Here is a 17,396-nt window from a genome sequence, read left to right as displayed (position 1 = left end):
GCATTCAATGAAGGGCCAACGCCTGGGGACGGGTTGGCCCGGGCGTGTAGAATGCCCGGCATGGATGCCGAAACCGCAATCGATCCCCGGCGCGAACGACTCGCGCAGTGGCTGGAAGAGGTGGCTCCGGGGTCGGAACTCCCGCAGAGCCCCCTGGCCGCCGATGCCAGCTTCCGCCGCTACTTCCGGGTGGCGACGCCGGAGGGCCCCCGGGTGGCCATGGATGCCCCGCCGGAACACGAGGAGGTCCTCCCCTTCTGGCGGGTCGCCGACCTCCTGCGCGACGCCGGCCTCTCTGCCCCGGCGGTGGTAAGCGGCGACCCGGCCCGGGGCTTCCTCCTGCTGGAGGATCTGGGGGACGAGACCGTGAGCCGGGCCCTGGACAGCGGCGCCGACCCGGAACCGCTCTACGCCCGGGCGGTGGACACCCTGGTCCACCTCCAGCGCACGGCGGGGCAGCCGGACCTCCCCGAATACGGCCGTGACCGGCTGCTGGCGGAGTGCGCCCTGCTGGTGGACTGGTTCCACCCGGCGGTGACCGGGGAGCCCTGTCCACCGGTTGCGCGTTCGGCCTGGTTCGAGGCCTGGGAGGCGGCGCTGGACGGCATCGGCGACCTCCCGGCCACCATCGTCCTGCGCGACTACCACGCCGACAACCTCATGGTCCTGCCGGAGCGCAGCGGCGTGGCCGCCTGCGGCCTGCTGGACTTTCAGGATGCCGTCCTCGGCTCCCCGGCCTACGATCTGGTCTCCCTGCTGCGCGATGCCCGCCGGGACGTGGATCCGGAACTCGCGGCGCGCATGGAGGCGCGTTTTCTCGCCGGCCGGCCGGAGCTGGATGGCGAGGCCTTCACCCGCGCCTGCCGGACCCTGAGCGCCCAGCGCAACACCAAGATCCTCGGGATCTTCACCCGCCTGGCCCGGCGCGACGGCAAGCCCGGCTATCTGGATTTCCTGCCCCGGGTCCGGCGGCTGCTGGCCGAGGAGCTGGCCGCGCCGGAGCTGACACCGGTGGCCACCTGGTTCCGGGACCACCTCCCGCTGGAGCGGGCCACGGTGGAGGCGAGCGCGTGAGGGCCATGCTTCTGGCGGCCGGGCGGGGGCAGCGCATGCGCCCCCTTACCGACACCACCCCCAAGCCCCTGCTGGAGGTGGCCGGCGAGAGCCTGCTGGCTCGCCATCTGCGCCGGCTCGCCGCGGCCGGTATCCGGGAGGTGGTCATCAACCACGCCTGGCTGGGGGAGCAGGTCGAGGCGGCAGTCGGCGATGGCCGTACCTGGGGCCTGGCGGTCCGTTACTCCCCGGAGGATCCCGCCCTGGAGACCGGGGGCGGGATCACCGCCGCCCTGCCGCTGCTGGGAGAGGACCCCTTCCTCGTGGTCAACGGCGATGTCTTCACCGATTATCCCTTCGAGCGGCTGCCGCAGGAGCCCGACGGGCTGGGCCACCTGGTCCTGACCCCCAATCCCGACCACCATACCGGCGGCGATTTTGCCCTCGAGGCGGGTCGGGTGCGCGCGGCTGGCGGGACGCACTCTACCTATACCGGGATCGCCGTCCTGCGGCCGGCACTTTTTGCCGGCTGCCGGCCGGAGCCCTTCCCGCTGGGGCCGCTGCTCAGGGAGGCGGCGGAACGGGGCGAGCTGGCCGGGGAGCTGTTCACCGGGGAGTGGAACGACGTGGGGACCCCGGAGCGGCTGTCGGCCCTGCGTCAGCGCCACGACGACCCCAGGGAGGCCCGATATGGCGGTGAGTGAGGCCGATGTGGCCGATGCCTTCGACTTTACCGAGGCGGAGCGGGCGGCCATCGAGTCCGCCTGGCGGGCGCTCATGGGGGACGCGGTCTGGCTGGATCTCCACGCCGCCCGGGTCGGAGCCCTGCCGCGGCTGCGCAAGCGGATCCTGGAGCTGGGCGAGTCCGCCCGCAGCTCCCTGGAGGCGGCCCACTGGCTGCCGCCCCGGGAGCGGTTGCGCTCGGCCCTGGCCACCACCCTCAAGCTCCGGGACACGCTGGAGACCGTGGAGCGGGGCCTGGAGGGCCTGGACGGCGGCGCGGACCGGGAGGCCTTCGTCGCCCGATTCGGCGAGCTGCGGGCGACCCTGGAGGCGACCCTGGAGCCCCGGGAGACCCGCTGGGCCGCGATCCTCGAGGCGGGGTCGGCGATCGATGAGGGGGAGGAAGACGAGGACACGGAGTCACCCTGACCCGCAGGCCCCCGAGAATGGGGGCTTTCCCGCCGGTTTCCGTTAGGATAGGGTAGCGCCGTGGAGGAGGGATCGTGGACAGACCGCTACGTACATACAGCCTGGCCGGCCTGCTGGCCCTGCTGCTGGGTGCTTCCCCGGCCGTAGCGGTCGCGGAGCCTCCGCTGGATCTGGAATCCGTCAAGGAGACCCTCCAGCAGGGGGATCTCGAGGCCGCGCGCGAGCGAGTGGAATCCATCCTGGCGGAGCAGCCGGACCATCCGGGGGCGCGCTTCGTCCGCGCCCGCATCCTGGCCCGGGAGGGGGACGAGGAGGGCGCCATCGAGCGCCTCGAGGCGCTCGTCGCCGACCATCCCGAGATGCCCGAGCCCTACAACAACCTGGCGGTCCTCCTGGCCCGCCAGGGCAAGCTGGAGTCCGCCCGGGACGCCCTGGAAAAGGGGCTGGCGACCAGCAAGGTCTACTCCACTCTCTACGAGAACCTCAGCACCGTCTATGTAGAGATGGCGCGCCGCTCCTACGCCCATGCGCTCCAGCTCGATCCCGAGGAGGAGCGGGAAGAGCCCGGCCTGCGTGAGCTGGCCGCCCTGGAAGAGCCCCGTCGCGGTCGGGTCTCGCTCATGGCCAGCGTCGAGGACAAGGACGATGCCGATGCCGATGCCGGTAGCGAGGCGGCAGAGCCCGCTGATCCGCAGCCGGCGGAGGATGCGGCCGACGAGGAGGGCGCCGCGGCCGCCGACGAGGGTGGTTCGGCGCGCAGCGAGAACGAGGCGTTGCAGGTCCGGGCCGATGAGGCGGTCACACGGGCCGTCACCCGCCGCCTGCATGACTGGGCAAGCGCCTGGTCGGAGCAGGCGGTGGCGGAGTATGTCGCCGCCTATGCGGCGGATTACTCTCCCGAGGGGCTGAACCGCGAGGAGTGGGAGGAGCAGCGGCGCCGGCGCATCCAGCGGCCGGAGTGGATCCAGGTGGAGCTCGACCGCATCGAGGTCTGGGACACCGGCCCGGACACCGCCACGGCCATCGTTCGCCAGCACTACGACGCCGACTCCTACGCCGACGTCACTCTCAAGTCCCTCCAGATGGTGCTCGAGGAGGGACGCTGGGTCATCAGTAACGAACAGACCCTCAAAGTCCTGGAGCGATGACTCGTTTCCTCGCGGGTTCCCTCGGGGGTCTGGTTCTCGTTATCGGCCTTCTCGCCCCCGCCGTTGCCGAGCAGCTGGCCTTCAACCGCGCCGCCGACTACCCCGGCAGCGGCTTCTCCCCCCGTGTCATTGCCGAAGAGGCCGACGGCGACCTTCTGCAGCGGGCCCGGGAGCGCCTGGGTCAGCGGGTCCGGCGCCATCCCGGCGATACCGAGGCGCGCCTGCTGCTGGGGCTGATCCACTTCCGTGAGGGCGACTACGCGGCCGCGCTGGAGTCCCTGGACGAGGTGGTCCGGCGCGCGCCCGATTTCCAGCTCGCCCACCTGGTGCGCGGTGATCTGCTGCTGAGCCGTTCCCGGGTGGTCGCCGGGCTGGGCGGTAACGGCGTCGCCGCGGCCGTGGAGGGAGAGGGCGACCTCAGCCGCAATGCCCTTCGCGCCGAGGCCCGGGCGCGCCTGGAGGGCTATCTCGAGACCCTGCGCACCGCTCGCGTCCCCGCCGCGCTCCTCCAGCTCTCCCCGGAGAACCCGGTGGCGCTCCTGGTGGACAAGCGCCACAACCGGCTCTACGTCTACGAGCGTCGTGGTGATGGCCGGCCGCCACGCCGGATCCGCGACCACTACGTCAGCACCGGCCAGGCCCGCGGTGACAAGGAGCGCGAGGGGGATCTCCGCACGCCGGAGGGGGTCTACTTCGTGCAGGAGTTCCTGGAGGACGGCGAACTCCCCGCGGAGTACGGCCTGGGCGCCTTCACCCTGGACTATCCCAACCCCCTGGATCGCCGACGTGGCAAGACCGGCTACGGGATCTGGCTCCACGGCACCGATCGGCGCTTCTTCAGCCGGCCGCCGCTGGACAGCGAGGGCTGCGTCGTCCTGCCCAACCTCAATCTGCAGGATCTGCGCGGCTCCGTGTCCGCGGGGACGCCGGTCATCATCGCCGAGCGGCTGGACTGGATCGACCACGAGCAGTGGCGCCAGCGGCGCCGCGCGGCCCGGCAGGCCGTGGAGGGGTGGCGCCGCAGCTGGGAGGCCATGGCGGTGGAGCGGTACCTGGCGTACTACGATGCCGACTTCTGGAGCCCGCGCGGGGAGCGCGCGAGGTGGACCGACTACAAGCGCCGGGTGCTGGCCACCAAGACCGATCAGGCCATCCGGCTGGAACGCCGTGCCCTCCTCGCCTATCCCGATTCCGCCGCAGGCCGGGCTGGCAACCTGGTCGTGGCCCGGTTCCGCCAGGACTACGACTCCAACAACTACCGCGGCGTTATGGACAAGCAGCTCTACCTTCGCCGCGAGGCCGGTGACTGGTCCGTCCTCTACGAGGGGCCGGCGCCCTGAGGTACCCCCGAGCCGACGGGTTCAGTCGTAACGCAGGCCGTACCAGGCCTGGCCGGCCAGCTCGTGCAGGGCCAGTGCGCTGCGCCGCAGGGCACCGGCGTTCGGCAGGAGGTTATCCGGGGTTGGCGGGATCGCCGGGATCCGACCGATCGCCACCGGGACCGGCTCCACGCCGGTGCCGGCGAAGCTCGCCCGCAGGCGCGGCATGTGCCAGGCCTGGGTGACGACCCAGACGCGCCGGATCCCCGCCTCGCGCAGCAGGGCCGCGCTTCGAACCGCATTCTCCCGGGTATTGGCGGCGCGTCCCTCCCGCCAGCGCACCGGGATCCCCAGCTGCACCAGCTCCCGCGCCAGGGTCTCGGCCTCCGGCTCGCCCAGTCCATCGAGATCACCACCGGAGGTGACCACCGGCCGTCCGGTCTCCCGAGCCAGCTGGGCGGTCCGGAGAAGCCGCTCCTTCGCCAGGGCCGAGGGTCGGGCCGGATATCGCGACCCGGCCGGCGTCGGGGCGCGACCAGCGCCGGGGAGCAGGATGGCCCCTGCCTCGGCCCGGGCCCCTGCCTGCTCGGCCACCGCCGGTCCCTGGGCGGCCTGCATGAGCATGGCGGCACCCCAGTGGGTGGCAGGCAGATAGAGGAGGAGGAGGGCCGCCACCAGACCCGCCCGGGCGCTCCGGCGCCAGCCGGCGCGCAGGGCCAGAAGGGCGGCCAGCAGGAGCAGGAGGCCACTGCCCGGTGGCAGGATCAGGGCCTCCAGGAGGCGCTGCATCGGTCGCCCCCGGGGCGGGCCCTAGCGGACCGTCTCGCCCGCCGCCTGGCGGTCGGCGTGGTAGGAGGAGCGGACCATGGGGCCGCTGGCCACCTGCTCGAAGCCCATGGCCTTCGCCTTCCGGCCGAGGTCATCGAACTCGTCCGGGTGGACGTAGCGGTGGACCGGGAGGTGGTTGGGGCCCGGGGAGAGGTACTGGCCCAGGGTGAGCATGGTCACCCCGTGGTCCCGCAGATCGGCCATGACCTGCTCCACCTCGTCGATCTCCTCCCCGATCCCGAGCATGAGTCCCGACTTGGTGGGGACCTGCGGATGGGCCGCGCGGAAGTCGGCCAGCAGGCGCAGGGAGACCTCGTAGTCGGCCCCCGGGCGCGCCGCCTTGTAGAGGCGCGGAACCGTTTCGAGATTGTGGTTGAAGACATCGGGAACGCCGCCGCCCATGATCGCCAGGGCCCGTTCCTGGCGGCCACGGAAGTCGGGAACCAGGATCTCCACCGCCGTGCCGGGGCTGGTCTCCCGCAGGGCGGTGATGCAGTCGACGAAGTGCTGGGCACCGCCGTCGCGCAGGTCGTCCCGGTCCACGGAGGTGATCACCACCCACTCGAGCCCCATCTGCGCCACGGTATCGGCGAGGTGGCGGGGCTCTTCCGGGTCCGGCGGCTCCGGCCGGCCGTGGGCGACATCGCAGAAGGGGCAGCGGCGGGTGCAGACCTCGCCGAGGATCATGAAGGTCGCGGTGCCGTGGGCGAAGCACTCCCCCAGGTTGGGGCAGGAGGCCTCCTCGCAGACGGTGACCAGCTCCTGCTCCCGCAGCACGCCCTTGAGCCGGGCGACCTCCGGACTGGTCGGCGACTTGGCCCGGATCCAGTGGGGCTTGGGCTGGGGCCGCTCCGCCGGCACCACCTTGATGGGGATACGGCTGGTCTTGGAGGCGCCCTTGCCGGGGTGCGGCGTCCTCGGGGCGGCGGGATCGGGGGTGTTATCCGGCATGGTCGGCTCCCTCGGTGGGGCGGATGCGTGAGCCCAGGCGTTCGGCCAGTTTACCGGCCACCCCGGCACCGGCCGCCTCGGGTGTGGTCTCGACCCCCAGGTCCGCGAGCCGGGTCACCGGCAGGCCGCGGTAGCCGCAGGGGTTGATGCGATCGAAGGGGGCCAGGTCGGCATCCACGTTGAGCGCCAGGCCGTGGTAGGCGCGGCCGTGGCGGACCCGCAGCCCCAGGGAGGCGATCTTGGCCCCCTCCACGTAGACCCCGGGGGCGTCGCGCCGGGTGGCGGCGGCGATGCCCTGTGCGGCCAGCCAGTCCACGGTGGCGCCCTCCAGGGCGTCCACCAGCGCCCGGACCCCGAGGCCGCGGCGGCGCAGGTCCACCAGCGTGTAGAGCACCGCCTGGCCCGGTCCATGGTAGGTGACCTGGCCGCCCCGGTCCACGGCGACGGTGGGGATGTCGCCGGGGTCCAGGAGGTGCTCCCGGGCGGCATTGCGCCCCAGGGTGAAGACCGGCGGGTGCTCCAGCAGCCAGAGCTCGTCCGGCGTCGCCTCGGTGCGGCCCTCGGTGAAGGCGCGCATGGCGGCCCAGGTGGATTCGTACTCCCGCTGGCCCAGGCGCCGCAGCAGCAGGCCGGTTCCGCTCACCGTCCCGGTCACAGCGTCATCAGGACCCGGTCGCTGGCGTTCAGAGCGCGATAGAGGTCGTCCAGCTGGGCCTTGCTGGTGGCGGTGAAGGTCACCGTCAGCGAGAGGTAGCGCCCGTTGCGGCTGGCACGGCGCTGGATGGCCTCTTCGCCCGGCTCGCCCACGTGGTCGCGGACCAGGGCCAGCACCTCGCTCTCGAAGGCCTCGTCATGGCTGCCCATCACCTTCAACGGGAAGGTGCAGGGGAATTCGAAGGCGGTCTCTTCCTCGCTCATGTCCCCCTCCTAGTGTGCCTCGCCGGCGCGGATGCGGTCCTTGCAGGCCTGGTAGGCGGTGTGGAGGCGGCGCCACAGGGGGCCTGCCTCGCCGGTACCCACCGGCCGCCCGTCCAGGCGGGTCACCGGCCGGACCTCGCGGGTGGAGGAGGTCAGCCAGATCTCGTCGGCGGCGGCGAGATCGGTCCGGTCCAGGGCCGCCTCGCCGGCGGGGATCCCCTGGTCGGCCGCCAGCTCCAGGACCAGGTCCCGGGTGATCCCGGGCAGGAGGTGGGGCCCCTGCTGCGGGGTGAGCAGCCGGCCATCCCGGACCAGGAAGAGGTTGGCGGTAGCCGCCTCGGTGACCACGCCGTCGCGGACCAGGATCACCTCGTCGGCGTCGGCCTCCAGCGCCTCCTGGCGCAGCAGGACGTTGGGCAGCAGGGAGGTGGTCTTGATATCGCAGTGGAGCCAGCGCGGATCGGGCCGGCTGATGACCTCGGCCCCCCGGGCCAGATCCTCCGCGCTCGGCGGCGTCAGCGGGCTGCTCATGACCAGGGCGGTGGGCGGCGTGTCGTCCGGGAAGGCGTGGTCGCGCCGGGCAGCGCCCCGGGTCACCTGGAGGTAGACCGACTGGTCGCCGCCGCCGTTGCGGCGGACCACCTCGCGGATGACCCGCTCCCAGCCCTCGCGGCCGTGGGGGTTGGCCATGGCGGTGAGGCGCAGACTGCGCTCCAGCCGCTCCAGGTGCTGGGCCAGCCGGAAGGGTTCGCCGGCATAGACCGGCAGCACCTCGTAGACGCCATCACCGAAGATGAAGCCGCGATCGAGGACCGGCACCCGCGCCTCCCCCTGGGGGAGGTAGAGGCCGTCGAGGTAGACGGTGGGCTCGCTCATGCCTAGCGGAACAGGAGGACGACGTTGTCCACCAGCCGGGTCCAGAGGCTGCCCTCCTCGACCCCCTCCAGCGCCCGGAGGGGACGCTCTTCCAGCGTCTCGCCGTTGAACTCGATATGCAGGGTTCCGTAACGCTCGCCGGCGGCGGCCGGCGCCATGATGGGCCGGTCCAGCTCCATGGAGGCATCCAGGGCATCGTAGCGGCCGCGCGGGATGGTTACCCACAGGGTCTCGTCGATGCCCAGGGGCAGGGCCTCCGTCTTGCCCTTCCAGACCCGGGACTCGGTGAGCGTCTCGCCGGCGTCGTAGAGCTTGTGGGTGGCGAAGAAGCGGAAGCCGTAGTTGATGAGCTTGTCGCTCTCCCGCGCCCGTGCCTCCTCGCTCTCGGCGTCCATGACCACCGAGACCAGGCGCATCTCCTCGCGCTGGGCGGAGGTCACCAGGCAGTAGCCGGCGCTCTCGGTGTGGCCGGTCTTCAGCCCGTCCACGTGGGGGTTCCGCCAGAGCAGTTTGTTCCGGTTGTACTGGGTGATGCCGTTGTAGGTGTACTTGCGCTGGCTGTACCACTCGTAGTGGTCGGGGAAGTCGCGCACCAGGGCGCGCGCCAGCCGTGCCATGTCCCGGGCGGTGGAGTAGTGCTCCTCGTGGGGCAGGCCGGTGGCGTTGACGAAGTGGGTGCCGTCCATGCCCAGTCGGTCGGCGTGGCCGTTCATCATGCCGGCGAAGGCCTCCTCGGAACCGCCCACGTGCTCGGCCAGGGCGACGCTGGCGTCGTTGCCCGACTGGATGATCATGCCCTTGAGGAGTTTCTCCACCGTGACCCGAGTGTCCACCTCGATGAACATCCGCGAACCCGGCATGCGCCAGGCCTTCTCGCTGATCCGGGCCTCGTCGTCCAGGGCGATGTTGCCCGATTCCAGTTCGTTGAAGACCACGTAGGCGGTCATCATCTTGGTGAGGCTCGCCGGCTCCATGCGCTGTTCGGCGTTGTTCTCGGTGATGACGTGGCCGCTCTGGAAGTCCTGCAGTACCCAGCCGCCGGCTTCCACCTCGGGGGGCGCCGGGACCATGGAGGGCGGGGCCGCCAGGGCCGGCGGCAGCCACGCCGCGAGCAGGAGGAGGGTGGCCAGTAGCGGGAAGCGGGCAGGGCGTCGATGCATGGTGTGCTCGGTGTCGGTGATGGTTGCCGGGGTTCCGGAAGGTTCGTGTTCCATTCTACCTGCTGGAATCGAGAGACAGTAGACGCTAGCGCGACGGGACGACCACCGGGGGCGGCAGTCCCAGGTCGGCGATCCGCTGGCCCAGGCGCCGGGCGTGGCCGCGATCGTCCAGGGGTCCGACCCGGACCCGGTGGATGCCGGCCTCCTCCCGGATCGCCACGGGGCCGATGCCGTCGGCCGCCTCCAGCCGTCGCCGCAGGGAGGTCGCGTTGTCCGCCTCGCGGAAGGCGCCCACCTGGAGATAGACCGGCCCGGCCTCCGCCCGTTCCCCGACGGAGCCGGCGTTCTGCACCAGCTCCATGAGTTCGTCCGGTCGCTGCTCGGGGGTGGCGCCCTCTTCGGGGTTCTCCTCGTCGGCGGCGGGGTTCAGCGCCCGGACCTCCACGGGGGCGGTCCCGGTGGCATAGACGCCCAGCCGCCGCGCGGCCGCGTAGGAGAGGTCGATGATCCGGCCCTCGTGGAAGGGGCCGCGGTCGTTGACCTTCACCACCAGGGAGCGGCCGTTGTCCAGGTTGGTAACCTCCACGTAGGTGGGCAGCGGCAGGCTCTTGTGGGCGGCGGTGAGGGCGAACATGTCGTAGGGTTCACCGCTGGAGGTGCGCTGCCCGTGGAACTTGGTGCCGTACCAGGAGGCGTGACCGCGCTCGCGGTAGCCGTCGCTGGAGTCCATGACGTGATAGGTCTCGCCGAAGACCTCGTAGGAATCCGGGTTGCCGTAGCGGCTGGGTGGCTCGGCCCGCGGGACCGGCTCGGGAACACCGGAGACGTCCACCGTCTTCTCCGGCGGGCCGTCACCGGGTTCGGTGGGCAGCGAACCGCAGGCGTGCAGGAGGGGGAGGGCGGCCAGCCCGACCACCCATCGGCCCAGGGTGCTCACCCGTCGACCTCCTCCCGAATGGCCTCCCCGAGCTGATGGACGGCCATGGCGTAGAGTTCGCTGTGGTTGTAGCGGGTAATGGCGTAGAAGTTGCCGAAGGCGAGCCAGTGGTCGTGGCCCTCCTCCTGCTCCAGCCGTACCACCGCTGCCTTGCGATCGCCGGCCAGACCCTCCAGCGCCAGCCCCCTCTCACGGAGCTCGTTGACGGTGAGGGAGGGCTTGAGCCCCTCCTCGGCCAGCTCTTCCAGCGGCGCCTCGGTATCCTCGGGGAGGCGGTGGAGCAGCGGTTCGCCCGCCTCCCAGCCGTGGTCGGCGATGTAGCGCGCCACCGAGCCGATGGTGTCGGGCCAGCTGTTCCAGAGGTCGCGGCGGCCGTCGCCGTCGAAGTCCACGGCGAAGGCGCGGAAGGAGCTGGCGATAAACTGCGGACGCCCCATGGCTCCGGCGTAGGACCCGGTCACCTCCGCGGGGTCGAGCTGCTCCTCGCGGGCCATGAGCAGGAACTCCTCCAGCTCGCCCCGGAAGAAGTCGGCCCGGGGCGGGTAGGCGAAGCCCAGGGTGCCCAGGGATTCCAGCAGGGGGTCGTCCCCCTTGTGGCGGCCGTAATAGGTCTCCACGCCGATGATCCCGGCCACGACCGCCGGGTCCACGCCGTATTCCGCCTGCGCCTGCGCCAGGGTCTCCCGGTGCTCCTCCCAGAACTCGGCCCCGGCGTGGATGCGCTCCTCGGTGAGGAAGATGGGCCGGTAGCGGTACCAGGGGAGGCTCTCCGCCGGCCGCTTGATGGTGGCGATGATGTCCTCGCGGATCTCCACCCCGTCGAAGAGGGCGCGCAGCCGCTCGGGATTGAAGCCGTGCTCGCGCTCCATGCGTTCGACGAAGGCGTCGAAGCCGGGCTGTTCGGCAATGGGCTGGGCGACGGCCGGCAGGCCGGTCAGCAGGGCGAGGAGCAGGATCAGAACGCGCATGGAGGCCCTCCGGGGAACGGCCCCATGGTAGCGCAACGCCGCCCCCGTGCAAGACGGAATTGCGCGACTGGCGTGGGTTTCATCGAACCTTTTCTCGTGGATCGTGAATGAGATCGCGTAACCAACTGATTGCAGGGCTAGTGGATGAAGCGGCGGTGGGTCTGGATGGACATGAGCAGGCCGAAACCGGCCATGAGGGAGACCAGGGAGCTGCCGCCGTAGCTCACCAGGGGCAGGGGCAGGCCGACTACGGGAAGAAGGCCGGCCACCATGCCGATGTTGACGAAGGCGTAGACGAAGAAGCCGAGGCTGATCCCGCCGGCCAGCAGGCGGCCGAAGACGTCCTGGGCCTGCAGGGCGATCATCAGGCCGCGGCCGATGACGAAGGCGTAGGCGGCGAGGACGGCGAGGCCGCCGGCGAAGCCGAACTCCTCGGCGAGCACCGCGAAGATGAAGTCCGTCGAGCGCTCCGGCAGGAATTCCAGATGGGACTGGCTGCCGTTGAGCCAGCCCTTGCCGTAGAGGCCGCCGGAACCGATGGCGATCTTGGACTGGATGATGTGGTAGCCCGCCCCCAGGGGATCCCGCTCCGGGTTGAGGAAGGTCAGCACGCGACTGCGCTGGTAGTCGTGGATGAGGTTCCAGGCCACCGGGAGCGAGGCAGCCAGCAGGGCGGCCCCGGTCGCCAGCCAGCGCCAGTGGAGCCCGCCCAGGAAGAGGACGATGAAGCCGGAGGAGGCGATAAGCAGGCCCGTTCCGAGATCGGGCTGCTGGATGACCAGGCCGGTGGGCAGGGCCACCAGGGCCAGTGCCAGCATGGTATGGCGGAAGCCGGGGGGCAGGCCGGTGTTGGCCAGATAGGCGGCCACCATGCCGGGGACCGCGAGCTTCATCAGCTCCGAGGGCTGGAAGCGCACGAAACCGAGATCCAGCCAGCGCTGGGCCCCCTTGCTGGCATCCCCCAGGTAGAGGACCAGTACCAGGAGGACCAGTCCCAGCCCGTAGATCCAGGGCAGCAGTCGGCGCAATTGCTCGGGGGGGATCTGGGCGAGGAACAGGGCGCCGAGGAGACCGGCACCGGCGCGAGCTCCGTGCCGCCAGACGAGGCCGAGATTCTCGTCACTGGCGCTGTAGATGACCACCAGACCGCCGCCCAGGATGATGAGCAGCGCTACCAGCAGGGGGATGTCCACGTGCAGGCGATCGCTCAGGCGCCGCTTGTAGAGCATGCCGGTATCCGGGAGGTCGGAGCTGCTCATGAGCCCTCCTCGGCGCGGGACTCCAGGAAGCGGGTGATGACCCGCTCGGCGATGGGGGCCGCGACGGCCCCGCCGCTGCCGCCGTTCTCGACGATGACGGCCACGGCGATCTCGGGATCGTCCGCGGGGGCGAAGGCGACGAAGAGGGCGTGGTCCCGGAGGCGCTTGACGATCTCCTCCTCCACGTACTCCTCGCCCTCCTCCAGGCCGAAGACCTGGGCCGTCCCGGTCTTGCCGGCCATCCGGTAGTTGATGCGCCAGCCGATGGAGCGGGCGGTCCCGCGCAGGCCGTGGATGACGCCCTCCATGCCCTCGCGGACGTCTTCGACATTGCCGGGATCCAGCTCCAGGTCGGCCTGTTCCTCCGGGGGATGGGGGGTCGTCTCCTCGGGCCCCTCCTCCCGGGCGACCACCCGGGGGCGCATGCGGTGGCCGCCGTTGGCCAGCGTGGCCGTGGCCTCCGCGAGCTGCAGGGGGGTCGCCAGCATGTAGCCCTGGCCGATGCCGGTGATGAGGGTCTCCCCGGGGAACCAGCGGACGTGGCGGTTCTCCTCCTTCCATTCCCGGGAGGGGACCACGCCGGCGCGCTCCCCCTCCAGGTCGATGCCGGTGGGCCGGCCCAGGCCGAAGCGCTCCAGGAAGGGGGCCAGCTGGTCGATGCCCAGGTGGTAGGCGAGGTCGTAGTAGTAGACGTCGCAGGACTGGGCGATGGACTTGTGGAGATCCGTGGGGCCGTGACCCTCTTCCTTCCAGTCCCGGTAGGTCCGCTCGTCCTCGAACTCCGGCTCGTAGTGGCCGTGGCAGTCCACGGTATCGTCGGGATCCACCGTCTCCGTCTCCAGGCCGGCCAGGCCCACCAGCGGCTTGATGGTGGAGCCGGGAGGGTAGCGGCCCCGGATGGCGCGGTTGAACAGGGGCTGGTTGGGCGACAGATTCAGGACGTTCAGCGCCTCCCGCTCCATGCCTCGTACGAATCCGTTGGGGTCGTAGCCGGGGGAGCTGACCAGGGCGAGGACGTCGCCGGTCTCCGGCTCCAGGGCGACCAGGGCGCCGCTCTCCTCGCCGAAGGCGTCGTGGGCGGCACGATGGAGCTCGGCATCGATGGTCAGGTGGAGGTCGCGGCCGGGGATCGGGTCCTCGCGCTCCACCACGCGCAGGACGCGACCCTGGGCGTTGGTCTCCACCCGTTCGAAGCCGGTCTCCCCGCGGAGTGATTCCTCATAGGCGGCCTCGATGCCGACCTTGCCGACGTGGGTCCGGCCGCGGTAGGCACCGGGCTCCGCCTGGCGGACCTCCTCGGCCGAGATCCGGCCCACGTAGCCGACCACGTGGGCCGTGGTCTCGCCCAGGGGGTAATGGCGGGACAGTCGCGCCTCGATATCCACTCCGGGGAAGCGGTGGCGGTCGATGGCGAAGCGGGCGACCTCCTTCTCGGTGAGTCGCAGGCGCAGGGGGATGCTCTCGAAGGAGCGGCTGCGCTCGACCTCTTCCAGAAAGCGCTCGCGCTGGGCATCGCTGAAGGGGATGACCTCGCGCAGAGCGGTCAGGGTGGCCCCCAGGTCGTCCACCCGTTCGGGCACCACCTCCAGGCTGTAGGTGGGGACATTTTCCGCCAGCAGGCGGCCGTCGCGGTCGTAGATCAGGCCCCGGGTGGACGGCAGCGGCTGGAGGTTCAGCCGGTTGGCCTGGGACTGGGTGGCCAGCCGTTCATGGTCGAGGATCTGGAGGTAGAAGAGCCTGCCCCCGAGTGCCACCAGCAAAAGGCCGGCGATGACGCCTGCCGTGATGATGCGCACGGTGGCAACCCGACTCTCCCGGACCTTGTCGCGCAGGGTGTGATTATCGGCCATCTCAGGCGATACGGTAGCGCCGACGCAGTCGGCGCAGGAAGACGAAGATCAACGGCCAGAGGACGGCGCTGGTGGCGGCCGGGGCCCAGAACCACAGGGTCTCGGGGGCATTCCCGGTAAAGCCCATGATCCAGCGGGTGACGAGCAGGTGCAGCGCCACCAGTACCAGCAGGCTTACCGCCTGCTGCCACACGGGATAGATCCGCAGCCGCGGATGCAGCCGCAGGACCACGTAGGTGACCAGCGCAAAGGTCAGGGCGTGCTGGCCCAGCAGGGTCCCCACGGCCACATCCTGGAAGAGCCCCAGGAGCCAGGCCACGCCCACGCCCACCCGATCCGGGGTCGCCATGGCCCAGTAGGTAAGCACCAGCAGGGTCCACTCGGGGCGCAGCAGCCGGCTCCAGTCCGGCATGGGCACCAGGGTCAGGACCAGTGCGGCCACGAAGGTGGCGAAGATGAGGCCAATGCCGCGACGGCCGGTGCTCATGGCGCCTCCTCGTCGGCCGCCCCGGCCGGCGCCGTCTCGGCCGGCACCGATGGCTCCCCGGCCGGGTTGTCGCCCTGGTCGGACCAGACCAGCAGGACCTCGCGGACCCGGTGGATCCGGGCCAGCGGCTCGGCGTCGACGCGGGCGTAGGATTCACCCGGGCGCGGCTCGATGTTCGTGATCCGGGCGACCGGATAGCCGGACGGGAAGCGCCCTCCCAGGCCGGAGGTGACCAGCAGGTCACCGTTCCGGATATCCGCGTTGTTGGGGATGTAGGGGATGTCCAGCCGCTCCGCCGAACCGGTGCCCACGGCGATGGCCCGGCGACCGGTACGATTGATCTGGACCGGGATGGCGTGGGCCGGATCGGTGAGCAGCATGGCAGTACTGGAGAGCGGGCCCACATGGGTGAGCTGACCCATGACGCCGTCCCGGTCCAGCACGGGCTGGCCGCGATAGAGATCCTGCTGGCTGCCCTTGTTCAGGGCGACCTGGCGGCTGAAGGGGTCGAGGTCCACGGAGAGGATCTCGGCGATCTCCAGCCGCTCGTCCAGGGCGCGGCTGGATTCGAACAGTCGGCGCAGGCGCTCGTTCTCCGCCTCCAGGGCCGCCATGCGCTGGAGCTCCGCCTCCAGGAAGAGGCGCTCCCGCTTGAGTTCTGCCAGCTCCCGCCGGAGATCGCGCTGGGAGGTCATGGCGCTGGACAGCATGCCGGCCAGTGAGGCGGGTGCGTCGGCAGCCAGCTGCAGGGGATAGATCACCGTGGAGACCATTCCGCGGATGGTCTCCAGGTGATTCTGGCGATGGTCGACGGCCATCAGGCTCACCGAGAGGAGGGTGACCAGGACCAGGCGGGCGGTGACCGAAGGGCCATGGACGAACAGGGACTTTATGAACGACCCCCCGAGGGCGTATGCCCCCTGAGGCTGTCGATGCTAGGGGAGGCCCCGAGAGGGCGTACCGCCATCATCATTCCAGGCTGAACAGCTCGCCGTCGTACTCGTCCATCATCTCCAGGGCGCGACCGCCACCGCGGGCGACGCAGGTCAGCGGCTCGTCGGCCACCAGCACCGGCAGGCCGGTCTCCTCCATGAGGAGCCGGTCCAGGTCGCGCAGCAGGGCGCCGCCGCCGGTGAGGACCATGCCGCGCTCGGCGATGTCCGCTCCCAGCTCCGGCGGGGTCTGCTCCAGACCGGTCTTCACCGCCTCGACGATACCCGAGAGCGGCTCCTGGAGCGCCTCCAGGATCTCGTTGGAGTTCAGGGTGATGGAGCGCGGGACGCCCTCGGCCAGATTGCGGCCGCGGACCTCGATCTCGCGGACCTCGCTGCCCGGATAGGCGGAGCCGATCTCCTGCTTGATGCTCTCGGCGGTGGCGTCGCCGATGAGGGAGCCGTACTTGCGCCGGACGTAGTTGATGATCGCCTCGTCGAAGCGATCCCCGCCCACACGGACCGAGGAGGAGTAGACGATGCCGTTGAGGGAGAGGACGGCGATCTCGCTGGTGCCGCCGCCGATGTCCAGAACCATGGAGCCCTGGGCCTCGGTGATGGGCATGCCGGCGCCGATGGCCGCCGCCATGGGCTCCTCGATGAGGTAGACCTCGCGGGCCCCGGCCCCGGCGGCCGACTCCCGGATGGCCCGGCGCTCCACCTGGGTGGCGCCGCAGGGTACGCAGATGAGGACCCGCGGGCTCGGCTTGAAGAAGCGCGCCTCGTGGACCTTGCGGATGAAGTGCTGGAGCATCTTCTCGGTCACGGTGAAGTCGGCGATGACGCCATCCTTCATGGGCCGGATGGCGACGATGTTTCCAGGGGTCCGGCCGAGCATGCGCTTGGCATCGACGCCCACCGCTGCGATGGCCTTGGGTCCGCCGGGCCCCCGGTCCTGGCGGATGGCCACGACCGACGGTTCGTCCAGAACCATGCCCTTGCCCCGGACATAGATGAGGGTGTTGGCAGTACCCAGATCGATGGAGATGTCGTTGGAGAAGAGTCCCCGGAAACGTCCTAGCATGGAAGCGTGCTCTCTCGCGGCGTGCGCAACAGGTCCGGATGAAGGATCCGGCGCGGATAAGCCGATGACTCTATCAACGGGGGGGGATTGGGGCAAGCACGGGGGTGTGATAGATTTCACGGCCTGTTTTCTGGCCCCTGAAATCCGCGTATCCCGGAGAAATTCCGACCATGGCCCTCGACCGATCCGACGTCGAAAAGGTCGCCCATCTGGCCCGTCTGGCCCTGGATGAGGTGGCCGTCCCTGACTACGCCCGCAACCTCTCGGAGATCCTGGAGTTCGTCGAGCGCATGAACGCCGTGGACACCGAGGGAGTGGAGCCGCTGGCCCACCCCATGGAGGCGACCCAGCGGCTGCGCGCCGACGAGGTCACCGAGACCGTCGACCGGCCGCGCTTCCAGGCGCTGGCCCCGGCGGTGGAGGATGGCCTCTACCTCGTTCCCCGCGTGGTGGAGTAGGACCATGGCTGATAAA

The 17,396-nt window shown here is 70.7% G+C and carries 19 protein-coding genes; 6 read left to right on the top strand and 13 right to left on the bottom strand.

The genetic code is table 11. From position 1 onward, the window contains the following. Positions 1-60 precede the first annotated feature (60 nt). From BM272_RS09690 to BM272_RS09670, 5 genes are all read left to right on the top strand, one after another. Entirely contained in the window at positions 61-1,074 is a 1,014-nt protein-coding gene (locus tag BM272_RS09690; protein WP_093428584.1) for an aminoglycoside phosphotransferase family protein, read from the top strand. Beyond that, complete coding sequence (murU, locus tag BM272_RS09685) at positions 1,071-1,757, top strand: N-acetylmuramate alpha-1-phosphate uridylyltransferase MurU (protein WP_093428583.1); 687 nt, start codon at positions 1,071-1,073, stop codon at positions 1,755-1,757. Before BM272_RS09690 ends, murU begins: the two co-directional genes overlap by 4 nt. Then, positions 1,744-2,205, top strand: coding sequence for a hypothetical protein (locus BM272_RS09680; protein WP_093428582.1), 462 nt, complete (start codon positions 1,744-1,746; stop codon positions 2,203-2,205). Before murU ends, BM272_RS09680 begins: the two co-directional genes overlap by 14 nt. 74 nt (positions 2,206-2,279) lie before the next feature. Continuing rightward, complete coding sequence (locus BM272_RS09675; protein WP_093428581.1) at positions 2,280-3,353, top strand: tetratricopeptide repeat protein; 1,074 nt, start codon at positions 2,280-2,282, stop codon at positions 3,351-3,353. Continuing rightward, positions 3,350-4,693 carry a L,D-transpeptidase Cds6 family protein gene (locus BM272_RS09670; protein ID WP_093428580.1) on the top strand — a complete coding sequence of 448 codons (1,344 nt, stop codon included), beginning with the start codon at positions 3,350-3,352 and terminating at the stop codon, positions 4,691-4,693. Before BM272_RS09675 ends, BM272_RS09670 begins: the two co-directional genes overlap by 4 nt. A gap of 21 nt (positions 4,694-4,714) precedes the next feature. Here the strand turns inward: BM272_RS09670 and BM272_RS09665 are convergent, their stop codons facing one another. From BM272_RS09665 to BM272_RS09605, 13 genes are all read right to left on the bottom strand, one after another. Then, positions 4,715-5,461: a YdcF family protein gene (locus BM272_RS09665; protein ID WP_093428579.1), complete on the bottom strand. Its 747-nt coding sequence runs from the start codon at positions 5,459-5,461 to the stop codon at positions 4,715-4,717. A gap of 21 nt (positions 5,462-5,482) precedes the next feature. Next, the gene (gene lipA / locus BM272_RS09660) at positions 5,483-6,451 is read right to left on the bottom strand and encodes a lipoyl synthase (RefSeq protein WP_093428578.1); all 969 of its coding nucleotides are present in this window, start codon (positions 6,449-6,451) and stop codon (positions 5,483-5,485) included. Further along, positions 6,441-7,106, bottom strand: coding sequence for a lipoyl(octanoyl) transferase LipB (lipB, locus tag BM272_RS09655; RefSeq protein WP_275886933.1), 666 nt, complete (start codon positions 7,104-7,106; stop codon positions 6,441-6,443). Before lipB ends, lipA begins: the two co-directional genes overlap by 11 nt. Next, the gene (locus BM272_RS09650; protein WP_093428577.1) at positions 7,103-7,369 is read right to left on the bottom strand and encodes a YbeD family protein; all 267 of its coding nucleotides are present in this window, start codon (positions 7,367-7,369) and stop codon (positions 7,103-7,105) included. The genes lipB and BM272_RS09650 overlap by 4 nt, the downstream gene beginning before the upstream one ends. Positions 7,370-7,378: 9 nt before the next feature. Further along, the gene (locus tag BM272_RS09645) at positions 7,379-8,245 is read right to left on the bottom strand and encodes a D-amino acid aminotransferase (RefSeq protein WP_093428576.1); all 867 of its coding nucleotides are present in this window, start codon (positions 8,243-8,245) and stop codon (positions 7,379-7,381) included. Between the two features lie 2 nt (positions 8,246-8,247). Further along, positions 8,248-9,405 carry a D-alanyl-D-alanine carboxypeptidase family protein gene (locus tag BM272_RS09640; RefSeq protein WP_093428628.1) on the bottom strand — a complete coding sequence of 386 codons (1,158 nt, stop codon included), beginning with the start codon at positions 9,403-9,405 and terminating at the stop codon, positions 8,248-8,250. An 85-nt stretch (positions 9,406-9,490) separates the two neighbouring features. Then, on the bottom strand, positions 9,491-10,342 hold the full coding sequence (locus tag BM272_RS09635; protein WP_093428575.1) for a septal ring lytic transglycosylase RlpA family protein: 852 nt from the start codon (positions 10,340-10,342) through the stop codon (positions 9,491-9,493). Beyond that, entirely contained in the window at positions 10,339-11,310 is a 972-nt protein-coding gene (gene mltB, locus BM272_RS09630) for a lytic murein transglycosylase B (protein WP_093428574.1), read from the bottom strand. Before mltB ends, BM272_RS09635 begins: the two co-directional genes overlap by 4 nt. A 137-nt stretch (positions 11,311-11,447) precedes the next feature. Continuing rightward, positions 11,448-12,569, bottom strand: a complete 1,122-nt coding sequence (rodA, locus tag BM272_RS09625; protein WP_093428573.1) for a rod shape-determining protein RodA — start codon at positions 12,567-12,569, stop codon at positions 11,448-11,450. Beyond that, positions 12,566-14,419, bottom strand: a complete 1,854-nt coding sequence (gene mrdA, locus BM272_RS09620; RefSeq protein WP_093428572.1) for a penicillin-binding protein 2 — start codon at positions 14,417-14,419, stop codon at positions 12,566-12,568. The genes rodA and mrdA overlap by 4 nt, the downstream gene beginning before the upstream one ends. Before the next feature lies 1 nt (position 14,420). After that, positions 14,421-14,906 (bottom strand): rod shape-determining protein MreD, encoded by a 486-nt coding sequence (gene mreD / locus BM272_RS09615; RefSeq protein ID WP_093428571.1) that lies wholly within the window; start codon positions 14,904-14,906, stop codon positions 14,421-14,423. Next, on the bottom strand, positions 14,903-15,790 hold the full coding sequence (mreC, locus tag BM272_RS09610; RefSeq protein WP_093428570.1) for a rod shape-determining protein MreC: 888 nt from the start codon (positions 15,788-15,790) through the stop codon (positions 14,903-14,905). The genes mreD and mreC overlap by 4 nt, the downstream gene beginning before the upstream one ends. 85 nt (positions 15,791-15,875) lie before the next feature. After that, positions 15,876-16,922, bottom strand: a complete 1,047-nt coding sequence (locus tag BM272_RS09605; protein WP_093428569.1) for a rod shape-determining protein — start codon at positions 16,920-16,922, stop codon at positions 15,876-15,878. Positions 16,923-17,092: 170 nt separating this feature from the next. Here BM272_RS09605 and gatC point away from each other — a divergent pair, with 170 nt between their 5' ends. Further along, positions 17,093-17,380, top strand: coding sequence for an Asp-tRNA(Asn)/Glu-tRNA(Gln) amidotransferase subunit GatC (gatC, locus tag BM272_RS09600; RefSeq protein WP_093428568.1), 288 nt, complete (start codon positions 17,093-17,095; stop codon positions 17,378-17,380). Positions 17,381-17,396 lie beyond the last annotated feature (16 nt).

The sequence above is a fragment of the Thiohalospira halophila DSM 15071 genome (assembly GCF_900112605.1).
GTDB lineage: Bacteria > Pseudomonadota > Gammaproteobacteria > Thiohalospirales > Thiohalospiraceae > Thiohalospira > Thiohalospira halophila.
Note: the sequence above shows the minus strand (reverse complement) of the source record. Positions and strands in the feature narration are given on the sequence as shown.

Excerpts from the sequence above, each read along its gene's own strand:
- BM272_RS09690 (WP_093428584.1), top strand. The coding sequence starts at position 61 with ATGGATGCCGAAACCGCAATCGATCCCCGGCGCGAACGACTCGCGCAG.
- BM272_RS09680 (WP_093428582.1), top strand. The coding sequence starts at position 1,744 with ATGGCGGTGAGTGAGGCCGATGTGGCCGATGCCTTCGACTTTACCGAG.
- BM272_RS09670 (WP_093428580.1), top strand. The coding sequence starts at position 3,350 with ATGACTCGTTTCCTCGCGGGTTCCCTCGGGGGTCTGGTTCTCGTTATC.
- BM272_RS09665 (WP_093428579.1), bottom strand. The coding sequence starts at position 5,461 with ATGCAGCGCCTCCTGGAGGCCCTGATCCTGCCACCGGGCAGTGGCCTC.
- lipA (WP_093428578.1), bottom strand. The coding sequence starts at position 6,451 with ATGCCGGATAACACCCCCGATCCCGCCGCCCCGAGGACGCCGCACCCC.
- BM272_RS09650 (WP_093428577.1), bottom strand. The coding sequence starts at position 7,369 with ATGAGCGAGGAAGAGACCGCCTTCGAATTCCCCTGCACCTTCCCGTTG.
- BM272_RS09645 (WP_093428576.1), bottom strand. The coding sequence starts at position 8,245 with ATGAGCGAGCCCACCGTCTACCTCGACGGCCTCTACCTCCCCCAGGGG.
- BM272_RS09640 (WP_093428628.1), bottom strand. The coding sequence starts at position 9,405 with ATGCATCGACGCCCTGCCCGCTTCCCGCTACTGGCCACCCTCCTCCTG.
- mltB (WP_093428574.1), bottom strand. The coding sequence starts at position 11,310 with ATGCGCGTTCTGATCCTGCTCCTCGCCCTGCTGACCGGCCTGCCGGCC.
- rodA (WP_093428573.1), bottom strand. The coding sequence starts at position 12,569 with ATGAGCAGCTCCGACCTCCCGGATACCGGCATGCTCTACAAGCGGCGC.
- mrdA (WP_093428572.1), bottom strand. The coding sequence starts at position 14,419 with ATGGCCGATAATCACACCCTGCGCGACAAGGTCCGGGAGAGTCGGGTT.
- mreD (WP_093428571.1), bottom strand. The coding sequence starts at position 14,906 with ATGAGCACCGGCCGTCGCGGCATTGGCCTCATCTTCGCCACCTTCGTG.
- BM272_RS09605 (WP_093428569.1), bottom strand. The coding sequence starts at position 16,922 with ATGCTAGGACGTTTCCGGGGACTCTTCTCCAACGACATCTCCATCGAT.
- gatC (WP_093428568.1), top strand. The coding sequence starts at position 17,093 with ATGGCCCTCGACCGATCCGACGTCGAAAAGGTCGCCCATCTGGCCCGT.